Below are 11929 nucleotides of genomic sequence, written 5' to 3'. Positions count from 1 at the left end.
ACTTTAATTTGTATAGGTATTTTGTTAATATAGATATAAAGATAAGATTAAAGGAGATAGATCATGGAGTATACTAAGCATCAAATACAGGAAATACAAGCTAAGATAGTAGATATATTAGAAGAAAATGGAGAAATGAGATTTGGGAAATTAGCTAAAATGCTGATACATTCGGGAATGGCTGAGTCAAGTTTTATAGTACAAAAAATTTTAAAAAGAGGATGTACTGAATATAAAGAGTTTGATGGAAATGAATTATTTGTAACACCTAAAACAGGATTTTGGAAGTTAGTAAATTAATCAAGAGAATCATAAGGAATTTTTATAAAAATGAGGATTCTATTATGATTTATATAATAGTCAATTTATAGTCTAATTATGCAAAAAAATTATTTTAATATATTTATTAAAGGATTTAAATTAATATATGATTATATTTCTTTATTACAGTCTGTACTTTTACTGGCTCTATATATCCTCAGTATGAATATTTTGAAAGTTATGCGAGATTTGTTAAACAATACTATAATTATTGTACATTGAAACAATATTTAAAGACAATTGTTATAAAGAGATCAATAAAAATTGGATAGAATATAATATTTATGATATTTACTATATTACGAAAGGATTATATATTAATTTTCCATATTACTATATTAAAAAATATATGCACGAGTATTATGGTGAAAATAAATATAGATTTGAAGAAGTAAAATATAAATATGATTCTTGCAAAATATTTAACTTTAAACAAAGTATTAAATAACAGATATATTTACAACAAAAAATATAAGAATATTTTAATTAAGGTGTAACATTTTAATTTAATTAGAATACAATGTTAACATAAATATAAAAAAAGATTGACTTATAAAAAAAGTTATATTATGATTTATATAAATCAAAACAAAATTATTAAATTACAAATGCGTTGAAAAAGTAAAGTAGCATTTTGGAAAATCACAGAGAGGGAAACGATGGTGAGAGTTTTCTATTTAGAAGGAATGTGAAGTGCACTTTGGAGCAGAAGCTCGAATTAATAGTAGAGTTATCCGGGATCACCCGTTATAGTGATTAGGCATGTTAGTGCTGGAATTTTCGAGTGTAGATATATTTTTTATATCTAAATTAGAGTGGAACCGCGAGTAAACCTCGTCTCTATTATATTAGAGACGGGGTTTTTTTAATTGTAAGGAAATTATATAGTTTCCTATCTGCTTTAAACTTGAGCGACTATGTCAGCAAAATGAGCCTAGAAAATTTTATATTAAAAACTAATTAGGAGGTTTTGTTATGAATTCAATAGATTACTTTAATTCTATTGCTAAAGATTGGAATAAAATTAGAGTGGATTATTTTAAAGATGAACTAAGGGAGATAGCAGTTAATTCTGTAGACATAAAGGAAAAAGTAGTTGCAGATTTAGGTGCGGGCACAGGTTTTATAAGTTTAAGGATAGGAGAAGAGGCTAAATTAGTTTTCCCTATAGATTCATCGAAGAACATGCTTAGAGAATTACAAAAATCATCAAAAGATAAAAATTTAAACAACATATATCCAATAAGAGGAAGTTTAGAAAGTTTGCCTCTTTTTGATAATTCTGTGGATATTATATTTATGAATATGGCTCTGCATCATGTTGTAAATCCAGATATAGCAATCAAAGAAATGAACAGGGTATTAAAAAAAGGTGGTCAAATTGTTATAACAGATGTTGAAGAACATTTAGGAATTTGGGCAATTGAAGAAATGTATGATGTATGGTTAGGATTTAGACACGAACAATTAAAGTCTTGGTACGAAGAAGCAGGATTTTCAAATATAGAGATTAAAAGGACAGGACTAATCGCTAGAGGGGAATCTTCACAAAATGAAGTTATTGAACCGGGAATTTTTATAGCAAAAGGAACAAAATAATTTAGGAGGGATAGATATGAAGAAGGACTCATTGTTAGTACACGGAGGAATAAGTATCGATGAAAATACAGGAGCAGTAAATATACCAATTTACCAAACATCAACATACAAGCAAAATAGATTCGGTGAAAATAGTGGGTATGAATATTCAAGAACTGGTAATCCAACCAGAGAGTCTCTTGAAAAGTTAATTGCTGATATAGAAGGTGGAAATAGAGGGTTTGCATTTGCATCGGGGCTTGCTGCAATAACTGCAATATTAAGTTTATTTAAAAGTGGAGACAAGATACTAATAACTAATAATTTATATGGTGGTACATTTAGAGTTTTAGATAAAGTCTTTGCTAACTTTGGAATAAATTATGAAATAGTAGATGAATTTGAAAACTTTGAAGATAGAGTTGATGAAAATGTAAAAGCTATATATATTGAAACGCCAACAAATCCACTATTAGATGTAGTAGATATTAAAATGGTTGCAGACAAAGCTAAGGAAAAGGGACTATTAACAATTGTTGATAATACTTTTATGAGCCCATACTTTCAAAATCCATTAGCGTTAGGAGCTGACATTGTAATTCACTCAGCAACAAAATATTTAGGTGGACATAGTGATTTAATTGCAGGATTAGTTGCTGTAAATAATGAAGAACTTGGTGAAAGATTACATTTTATTCAAAATGCAACAGGTGGAATACTTCAACCTTTTGATAGTTTTTTATTAATAAGAGGTATTAAAACTCTTTCAGTGAGAATGGAAAGGCATGAAAAAAATGCAAACTTTATAGCAAATAAATTACTAGAAAATAAAAAAATAAAAAAAGTTTATTACACAGGATTAAAAAAACATAAAGGACATGAAATACAAAAAAAACAATCATCTGGATTTGGAGGAGTAATATCTTTTGTATTAAATGATGATATTGACCATGAAAAGTTTGTAAATAATTTAAAACTTATAATATTTGGAGAAAGCTTAGGAGGGGTTGAATCACTAATATGTCATCCTGCATCGATGACACATGCTGCATTACCAAAAGAACTTAGAGAACGTATAGGAATAACTGAAAAATTAATAAGACTTTCAGTAGGTATAGAGGATAAGGAAGATATATTAAAGGATATAGAACAAGCACTTATAAAAGCAGGTGAAAAAGATGAATTATTATAATGATATAAGAGAATTAATTGGAAGTACACCTCTATTAAAATTAAATAACTTAGGTATCAAAAATGGTATAAATGTTTTTGCTAAAATTGAAGGATTTAATCCGGGAGGAAGTTGTAAGGATAGGGTTGGAGTATATATGATAGAAAAAGCTGAAAGAGAAGGTATACTTAAACCTGGATTTACTATTATAGAAGCGACTGCTGGGAATACTGGTATTGGAGTGGCTTTAGCTGCTTTAAACAAAGGATATAAAATAATATTTGTTGTTCCAGAAAAATTTTCAATAGAAAAGCAAAAATTAATGAAATCTCTTGGTGCGGTTATAATTAATACGCCAAAAGAGGACGGTATGGAAGGTGCCATAAACAAAGCTGATTCATTGATAAAAGAAATACCAAATTCAATATCACTGCATCAATTTGATAATGAATCAAATCCACAAGCTCATTATGATACAACAGGAAAAGAAATTTATGAAGATTTAGATGGTAAAGTAGATTATCTAGTAGCAGGAGCTGGAAGTGGAGGTACTTTCTCCGGAGCATTAAAATACCTAAAAGAAAATATAGATGGAGTGAAAGGAATATTAGCAGATCCAATAGGATCTACAATGGGTGGAGGAACAGAAGGATGTTATAAAATAGAGGGGATAGGAAACAACTTTATTCCTAAAACAATGGATATGAATTTAGTTGATGAGATTATTAAGGTAAATGATGAAGAAGCATTTAATGCTTCAAAGTTATTAGCACAAAAAGAAGGGCTTATAGTTGGATCATCATCAGGAGCGGCTATTGTTGCTACATTGAAATTCATAGAAAAAATAGATAGTGGAAATGTGGTAGTTATATTACCAGATAGAGGAGATAGATACTTTAGTACAGATTTATTATAAATACAATTATATTTTAAAAATAAATATTTAGAAAGGAAGTAATTAAATGGTTAAGGTAGAAAGTTTCGAATTAGATCATACAAAAGTTAAGGCACCTTATGTTAGAAAAGCAGGAGTAAAAGTAGGGGGAAATGGTGATATAATATCTAAATTTGATTTAAGATTTGTTCAACCGAATAAAGAAATTTTATCAGATAAAGGAATTCATACACTAGAACATTTTTTAGCTGGATTTATGAGAGAAAAAATTGAAGATATTATTGATATATCCCCAATGGGATGCAAAACAGGATTTTATTTAATAAGCTTTGGAGACTTAGATGTTAAAGATGTTATTAAGGCACTGGAATATTCATTGGAAAAAGTACTATTACAAGAGAAAATTCCAGCTGCAAATGAGATACAATGTGGAACAGCATCATTACATTCGCTAGACTTAGCAAAAGAGCATGCTAGGGATGTATTAGATAAAAATATAAGTGATAAATTTTATATTTAATAATAAAGGATCGGCCATATTTATATTGGCCGCTTCTTTACTTTTTATTATTGTAAAAAATACTCTTAATTCACACTTATAAACATGTGATCCCTATTAGAAATGGTTTTAAATTTAGAATAATATCAGGCATGATAGACCAGTTAATATAGATAGTGGTGATGATTTTATAGTAGCTAGTAAAGAAATCTTAAATAATTTCAGAACAAAAGAATGAAGATTCTAACTTTATGGAGTATACAATTATATATAAAAATTAAGTATTATATGGTCAAATTTAATACAGAATTATTTTTGACATTTGAATACTACCAATACAGATGATATAATTTATGTGATGTATTCTATGCATAATATAAAAATATAAATTATTAATATAAAGGGGTGTTTTTATGCAAAATAAACCAGCACTAGTTATTGTTCCTGGCTCCGCGCAAAGACTGTAATACATAGACAGAACTAAACTTTGTTCGGAGCTGAAATTAAATTCGGCTAAGTTGTTTTGTGCAGTCTTTGCTTCATTATTTACGAACTAAAAAGTAAATAGGAGCGAGAATCATGAAATACGAAAAAGCACAAAATATATTACCTGAAGATGTTATTGAATTAATTCAAGAATATATAGATGGTGGATATTTATATATACCTAGAAAGTCTAGTAATAAAAAATCTTGGGGAGAAAATAGTGGAAGTAAGAATGATTTAAAGAAAAGAAATATAGAGATTTTTAACAAGTATAAAGAAGGTATATCTATTAAAGAACTTACTAAGCAATACTACCTTACTGAAAATAGTATTAGAAGAATTATTAGACAAGAAAAACAAATTATATAAATAGAAAGTGTCTCAAATGATATTTATAATTATTTGAGACACTTTCTATTTGTATAACTTAAAAAGTCTATATTATTACAGAAGTATTTATAAACTTGGTTACTATATTTTAAAATGTTATGATTTTAATATGAAAATTAATGCAAGAAACGAGGAATGAAAATGAGTATTTTAACAGTTGAAAATATGAGCCATGGGTTTGGAGACAGAGATATATTTAAAGGTATATATTTTAGATTATTAAAAGGAGAACATGTAGGACTTGTGGGAGCAAATGGTGAAGGTAAGTCAACTTTTATGAATATAATCACCAATAAAATAATACCTGATAGTGGAAATATACATTGGAGTAGCAAAATAAATGTTGGATATTTAGACCAACACAATCATCTTAAAGAAGGAAAATCTATAAGAGATACTTTAAAGGAAGCATTTCATAATCTATTTGATATGGAATGTAAACTTAATAATATATATAATCAAATGGCTTCAATGGATATGGGAGAAATTACGAAAGCTATTGAAAAAACTAATGATCTACAAGAAATTTTAATTAAGAATGAATTTTATAGTATAGATTCAAAAGTAGAATCAGTAGCACTTGGTTTAGGCCTTAGAGATATTGGTTTAGACAAAGATGTTTCAAAATTAAGTGGAGGTCAAAGAACGAAAGTATTATTAGCAAAATTACTTTTAGAGAAGCCAGATATATTACTATTAGATGAACCTACAAACTATTTAGATGAAAAGCATATAGAATGGTTAAAAAAATATCTACAATCTTATGAAAATGCATTTATATTAATATCTCATGATTTAGATTTTTTAAATAGTGTTGTAAATATAATATGTCATCTTGAAAATAAATCACTAACAAGATATGTAGGTAATTATAAAAGTTTTATGAAGGTATATGAAGCCAATAAACTTCAATTAAGGGCCGCTTACAATAGACAGCAAGAGGAAATTTCTAAGCTTGAAAAATATATTGCAAAAAATAAATCAAGGGCATCAACAAGTGGCATGGCAAAGTCTAGACAAAAAAAACTAGATAAAATTGATAGAATAGAAATAGCAAAACATAAGCCAAAGCCAAAATTTAAATTTATGGAATCTAAGGAATCAGGAAAGCTTATATTTGAGACAAAAGATTTAATTATAGGGTACGATAAGCCGTTAAGTAAGCCTATAAATATAAAAATGGAAAGAGGCCAAAAGATAGCTATAATTGGTTCAAATGGAATAGGAAAGACAACCTTATTAAAAAGTCTAATTGGAATTAATATACCTATAAGTGGAAATATAAAAATTGGAGAACATCAAGACATAGGATATTTTGAACAAGAAATAAAAATAGAAAATGACAATACTGCTTTGGAAGAAATATGGAATGAATTTTATAAGTGCAATAGATATGAAATTAGAAGTATGCTAGCCAGATGTGGGCTAACTAACGAGCATATAGATAGTAAAATAAGTATACTAAGCGGAGGAGAGCAATCAAAGATTAGACTATGTAAACTTATGAATAGGTCAAGCAACATATTAATTTTAGATGAACCAACAAATCATTTAGATATGGATGCAAAAAATGAACTTAAAAGAGCATTAAAAGAGTATAAAGGAAGTTTGATTTTAGTATGTCATGAGCGTGATTTTTATAAAGATATTGTAAGCGATGTATTAAACTGTGAAAACTTAAAAATATACTCCACAATTGAGACCACATAAAGATGTATTGGCTAAATAGTCAATACATTTTTATTTACATGTGGATTATATCATAGCAACAAATCTATATATTTTATACTGATTTATTTGTAGGAATATATATTATAAAGTTGATTAAGAGGTATTAGAAATATAGTCTAATATCTCCTTTTAATGTGAGTAATTTCAATTACTAATTGAAAAGACAATCTAAAAAGAAACAATTTTGAAATTTGAATGAAAATAATCTATATGATATAATTTGGAAAAATATGTAAAATAGAAAGTAATAAGGGGAGCAGTTATGGATAAGGCAATATTTATAAAAAATTTGAAAATAAACTTCGAAGGGAAAGAAGTTCTAAAAGGTATAGATTTAGAGATAGACAAGGGGAGTATCGTAGGATATATAGGTCCAAATGGAGCTGGTAAAAGTACAACTGTCAAAATAATTTTAGGACTAGTTAAGGGTTATACAGGTGTAGTTGAGGTTTTTGGAGAAGACATATCAATTGGAGATGAAAAATATAAAAAAAGGATAGGCTATGTACCAGAGATGGCAGAAGTATATGAATGTTTAACTTCGAGAGAGTACTTAACATTTATAGGCCAGCTTTATGGGTTAGAATACGATACTGCAGATAAAAAAGCTTATGAACTGATGGATGTCTTAGGAATACAAGATGCATATAACTCACGAATTGGATCTTTTTCAAAAGGGATGAAGCAAAAGGTAGTTATAATCTCAAGTTTAATACACAATCCAGATATACTATTTTTAGATGAACCGCTAAGTGGTTTAGATGCAAATAGTGTAATGATAATAAAAGAAATTATGATAAGCTTGAAAAAAGAAGGTAAGACAATTTTTTACTCATCACATATTATGGAAGTTGTAGAAAAAATAAGTGACAGAATAGTGCTATTAAATAATGGAGAAATAGTTGCAGATGGTAACTTTAATGACTTAAAAGAACGTGTACATGAAGAATCTCTAGAACAAATATTTAATCAACTTACAGGCTTTAGTCAACATAAAGAACTTGCCGAAAAATTTATATCTATATTAAAAGAGGTGTAGGGGATGCAAAATTTTATTTCGCTAAAGATACTTGATAAATTTAGATTTTTATATGAAAAATTAGGAGTTGATTATGATGATATGAGACTAATACTAAGTACAAAGTTAACTATAGATTCAAGGAAAACATCTAATTTGTTAAATAATAATCAATATCAAGAATCTTCAAATCAATATAGAATAATGCAAATAGTATATGCAATTATTGGATTCTGCATGATGATTATTATAATAAATAGTCAAAATATATTCACAGATATGGCTTTATACTTTTCTATGTTTATGTTTTTTATGATTACAACATTTATATCAGATTTTTCATCTGTAATACTAGATATAAAAGATAAAGGGATATTAGCTACAAAAGGTATAAGTCTAAAAACATTAAATGCATCTAAAATAACTCATATTTTAATATATATGATAAGTATAAGTATGTCATTAAGTGGATTTGCAATAATTGCATCAATAAAGTATGGGTTAATTTTTTCTTTGGTATTTTTAATAGAAATATTACTTATAGATATTTTTATGGTAATTCTATCTGGATTAGTTTATTTGCTTATATTAAAACTATTCAAGGGAGAAAGGCTTAAAGATGTAATTAGCATTATACAGATTGTAGTTACAATGGTATTTAGCATTGCATATATATTTGTAATTAATATATCGCAAAGCATGAATATATTCAATAATGTTGACTTAGGGGTAGCAAGTTATATTTTACCACCTTTTTGGTTTGCAGCTCCATTTGAAATAATAACAACAGGAACTATAAATAGAACATTGGGTATACTTTCTTTTTTAGCTTTGGTTATACCTATAATATCAATTTTAATATATATAAGATTTACCCCATTATTTGAAAACAAACTTCAAAAGCTTAGTGATGAAAGCTATAGTAAAAATATAAAAAAGTATAATGTTACAATGACACTAAGCAAGATTATATGTAAAGATAAAGAAGAGAGAATATTTTTTAACTTTATTTCTAATATAATGAAAAAGGATAGAGATTTTAAAAATAAAGTCTATCCAACTATTGGACTTTACTATGTATATCCTATATATATGATCTTTGATAAAAACGAAAAATACATAAGTTCATACATGTATATGTTTTTATATTTTTCTTTAATGATAATTCCTAAAATAATGATAGTTCTAAAATATTCTAAAAACTATAAAGCATCATACATATATAAAACAGTAAATATAAAAAATAAAATGAATGTACATAAGGCATCTGTTAAAGCTTGCTTGATTAATTTAATATTTCCACTTTATTTAATTCAATCGATAGTCTTTGTATATTTTTATAAATTTAGTATAATACCACATATAATAATTACATTTTTAGTTGGAGTATTTATCATGATAATTACATTCAAAACATTAGATAAAGATATGCCTTTTTCTCGACAAATTAATGTTCTTAAAAAAAATGAAGGAATAGTAGAGAATTACTTAATGATGATTTTAATACTTATTATGGGAGGTATTCATTTACTTATTTCATTTATAGGGGGATTAGCAGTAAGTATGTATCTAATCGTTATTTTAATAGTAGACTTAATTTTATTTAAAAAGACTTTTAATATGAGGTAAAATACTTAATAAATAAAGTTGTATGGGGGAGGGGATTATAATTAAAATAACAATTTGTGAAGATGAAATAGAGATGAGACTTTTAATAGAAAACTACATTAAAACTATATTAGATGAAGAACAAATAGAATATGAATTAAGCAAATATTGCTCTGGAGAAGAATTGTTAGAAGCTAATTTAAAAGATGTAGATATACTACTCTTAGATATAAAAATGGACAATATTAATGGGATGGATGTTGCAAGAAAAATTAGACAATCAGGAAATAAAATGGAGATAATATTTATAACCTCTTTAATAGATTATGTACAAGACGGGTATGAGGTAAAAGCTTACAGATACTTATTAAAACCTATAAATTTCGAAGAGTTAAAGAAACATTTATTAACATGTATTAAAGAAATCAAATTAAGTAAACATAATTATATAATAATAAAGAATAAGTCTAATACATATAAGATTAATTCAAATGAAATAACTTATATAGAAGTCCAAAAAAAGGACATGCTAATACATACTATAAACAAAAATTTCGAAGTAAGATACAGTTTAGAAAAAATAGAAAAAGATTTAAATTTAGATCAATTTGTAAGATGTCATAAAAGCTTTATAGTTAATCTAAATTATGTAGAAAATATAAAGTCAAATATTGTAATATTAGAGAGTGGAGAAGAAATACCTGTTAGTAGATATAGATATAAAGATGTTAAAACTAAATTCCTAAAATTTCTTGGTGATTCCATATGTTGAAATTTACACCTTTCATAATATTAGGGTTATCAATATTTTTACGATTTACTATATTTAAAGTTTTAATAACTTGTAAAAAAGAAGGAAATAAAAATCATAAAATTGTATTTTACATTTTAGTAGCATTAATGTATTTCTTATCTCTAATAAATGGATTTAAAAAGTACACTATTAGTATAAATTATTTAACTGACTTTATAGTATTTATTGCTTTTGGTATATATTTTAATTATTTTTATAATATAAGATATGTTAAATATGTAGTTTTATTTTATTTATTTAATGTATATTACGATTTATACGAAGAAGTTATATATAGAATATTATTCATTGGATTTACTGGAAGTTCTATATCATCTGAACAAGCACTTTTAGTATCTTATGGTGATGGGATTAAAGTTCAAATATGTTCGTATATATTGGTAATGCTTACCTTTGCTATACTTGTGTTTATTAACAATAAGTTAAAGTTGTTTAATAGTGAAAAAAGAAATTATATATATTTACTTATTGCATTAATGGCTAATATTATTAATATAGTTGGAAGATATACAATGGGAGTTTATCCGATAGGAAATTATTATAATCTAAATAAGATGTTGTTTGAATGGAGGATGTCATTACCGGTACTCCAAGATGAATGGCCTTATTTTGACCAATTGGTGACTCCAAAATTAGTAATAGCTAGTAGCATAATTATAATAATAATATTTAGAAGAACTATAAAAGAAAACAAATTAAAAGCTCAGAATGAGCTAATGCAAAATAAGTTAGATATGCAATATAAATATTATTTGAGCATTCAAGAATCGCATATGAAGGTTAAAAAACTTTATCATGATATAAATAATCATATTTGTTGTATAGATAATCTTAAAAATAATAGCCCAGCAGTTGATGGGTATATTAGTAATTTAAATGATGAAATTAAAGCGTTTAAATGTATTTACAACACAGGTAATATGATACTGGATATTATAATAAATGAAAAAAGTAAAGTATGTACAAATAAAGGCATTAACTTTACTTGTGATATAAACTTTTCAAAAGTTGATTTTATAAAACCAATAGATGTATCTAGTATATTTGATAACATTTTAGATAATGCAATAGAAGCATGTGATAAAATAATTGATGAAAAGATTGATAAGTATATTAGAATTAAAGGAACTATAATAAAATCATTTTTTATAATTAAATGTGAAAATAGTAAAGTTAATAGTGTTAAAATTTATAAAGATATATTATTAACTGATAAAATAGATAAATTCATGCATGGAATTGGAATTCAAAGCGTTAAATCATCTTTAAAAAAATACAATGGAGAAATATTATTTGAAGATGAAAAAAATAAATTTATGATAAATATATACATACCACTTAATCAAAATACTGACAGTTGGGTCGATTAACCTACTAGTTGGGTCATATATATTGATGCTCAAAAAAGAGGATGTTAT

General features: G+C 26.1%; 12 protein-coding genes and 1 other annotated feature. All 12 genes read left to right on the top strand.

Annotation, left to right across the window (positions count from 1 at the left end; all coding sequences use genetic code 11):
* Positions 1-63 precede the first annotated feature (63 nt).
* The 12 genes from GFJ41_RS05320 to GFJ41_RS05265 all read left to right on the top strand — a co-directional run bounded on the left by GFJ41_RS05320 (position 64) and on the right by GFJ41_RS05265 (position 11881).
* On the top strand, positions 64-300 hold the full coding sequence (locus GFJ41_RS05320; protein WP_170074791.1) for a hypothetical protein: 237 nt from the start codon (positions 64-66) through the stop codon (positions 298-300).
* 232 nt (positions 301-532) lie between these two features.
* On the top strand, positions 533-769 hold the full coding sequence (locus GFJ41_RS19815; protein ID WP_226890220.1) for a BBE domain-containing protein: 237 nt from the start codon (positions 533-535) through the stop codon (positions 767-769).
* A gap of 156 nt (positions 770-925) precedes the next feature.
* Positions 926-1166, top strand: a binding site (T-box leader).
* 130 nt (positions 1167-1296) lie between these two features.
* On the top strand, positions 1297-1920 hold the full coding sequence (locus tag GFJ41_RS05310) for a class I SAM-dependent methyltransferase (protein ID WP_170074789.1): 624 nt from the start codon (positions 1297-1299) through the stop codon (positions 1918-1920).
* Between the two features lie 16 nt (positions 1921-1936).
* The gene (locus GFJ41_RS05305; protein WP_170074788.1) at positions 1937-3091 is read left to right on the top strand and encodes a trans-sulfuration enzyme family protein; all 1155 of its coding nucleotides are present in this window, start codon (positions 1937-1939) and stop codon (positions 3089-3091) included.
* Complete coding sequence (locus GFJ41_RS05300) at positions 3078-3986, top strand: PLP-dependent cysteine synthase family protein (RefSeq protein WP_035116717.1); 909 nt, start codon at positions 3078-3080, stop codon at positions 3984-3986. Before GFJ41_RS05305 ends, GFJ41_RS05300 begins: the two co-directional genes overlap by 14 nt.
* Positions 3987-4032: 46 nt before the next feature.
* The gene (locus GFJ41_RS05295; RefSeq protein WP_035116715.1) at positions 4033-4485 is read left to right on the top strand and encodes an S-ribosylhomocysteine lyase; all 453 of its coding nucleotides are present in this window, start codon (positions 4033-4035) and stop codon (positions 4483-4485) included.
* 558 nt (positions 4486-5043) lie between these two features.
* Complete coding sequence (locus GFJ41_RS05290; RefSeq protein WP_021431021.1) at positions 5044-5319, top strand: CD3324 family protein; 276 nt, start codon at positions 5044-5046, stop codon at positions 5317-5319.
* Positions 5320-5481: 162 nt separating this feature from the next.
* Positions 5482-7050 carry an ABC-F family ATP-binding cassette domain-containing protein gene (locus GFJ41_RS05285; protein WP_170074787.1) on the top strand — a complete coding sequence of 523 codons (1569 nt, stop codon included), beginning with the start codon at positions 5482-5484 and terminating at the stop codon, positions 7048-7050.
* Positions 7051-7333: 283 nt separating this feature from the next.
* Positions 7334-8110, top strand: coding sequence for an ABC transporter ATP-binding protein (locus GFJ41_RS05280; RefSeq protein ID WP_170074786.1), 777 nt, complete (start codon positions 7334-7336; stop codon positions 8108-8110).
* A 3-nt stretch (positions 8111-8113) separates the two neighbouring features.
* The gene (locus tag GFJ41_RS05275) at positions 8114-9718 is read left to right on the top strand and encodes an ABC transporter permease (RefSeq protein ID WP_170074785.1); all 1605 of its coding nucleotides are present in this window, start codon (positions 8114-8116) and stop codon (positions 9716-9718) included.
* Positions 9719-9755: 37 nt separating this feature from the next.
* On the top strand, positions 9756-10469 hold the full coding sequence (locus tag GFJ41_RS05270; RefSeq protein WP_170074897.1) for a LytR/AlgR family response regulator transcription factor: 714 nt from the start codon (positions 9756-9758) through the stop codon (positions 10467-10469).
* Complete coding sequence (locus GFJ41_RS05265) at positions 10463-11881, top strand: sensor histidine kinase (protein WP_170074784.1); 1419 nt, start codon at positions 10463-10465, stop codon at positions 11879-11881. Before GFJ41_RS05270 ends, GFJ41_RS05265 begins: the two co-directional genes overlap by 7 nt.
* Positions 11882-11929 lie beyond the last annotated feature (48 nt).

Origin of the sequence: Paraclostridium dentum (genome assembly GCF_012922555.1) — a bacterium.
Taxonomy (GTDB): domain Bacteria; phylum Bacillota; class Clostridia; order Peptostreptococcales; family Peptostreptococcaceae; genus Paraclostridium; species Paraclostridium dentum.
This window is presented reverse-complemented; position numbering and strand designations above follow the sequence as displayed.

Bases quoted from the DNA above. Each gene is read 5' to 3' on its own strand.
- GFJ41_RS05295 (WP_035116715.1), top strand. From the start codon at position 4,033: ATGGTTAAGGTAGAAAGTTTCGAATTAGATCATACAAAAGTTAAGGCA.
- GFJ41_RS05280 (WP_170074786.1), top strand. From the start codon at position 7,334: ATGGATAAGGCAATATTTATAAAAAATTTGAAAATAAACTTCGAAGGG.
- GFJ41_RS05285 (WP_170074787.1), top strand. From the start codon at position 5,482: ATGAGTATTTTAACAGTTGAAAATATGAGCCATGGGTTTGGAGACAGA.
- GFJ41_RS05290 (WP_021431021.1), top strand. From the start codon at position 5,044: ATGAAATACGAAAAAGCACAAAATATATTACCTGAAGATGTTATTGAA.
- GFJ41_RS05265 (WP_170074784.1), top strand. From the start codon at position 10,463: ATGTTGAAATTTACACCTTTCATAATATTAGGGTTATCAATATTTTTA.
- GFJ41_RS05320 (WP_170074791.1), top strand. From the start codon at position 64: ATGGAGTATACTAAGCATCAAATACAGGAAATACAAGCTAAGATAGTA.
- GFJ41_RS05310 (WP_170074789.1), top strand. From the start codon at position 1,297: ATGAATTCAATAGATTACTTTAATTCTATTGCTAAAGATTGGAATAAA.
- GFJ41_RS05305 (WP_170074788.1), top strand. From the start codon at position 1,937: ATGAAGAAGGACTCATTGTTAGTACACGGAGGAATAAGTATCGATGAA.
- GFJ41_RS05300 (WP_035116717.1), top strand. From the start codon at position 3,078: ATGAATTATTATAATGATATAAGAGAATTAATTGGAAGTACACCTCTA.
- GFJ41_RS05275 (WP_170074785.1), top strand. From the start codon at position 8,114: ATGCAAAATTTTATTTCGCTAAAGATACTTGATAAATTTAGATTTTTA.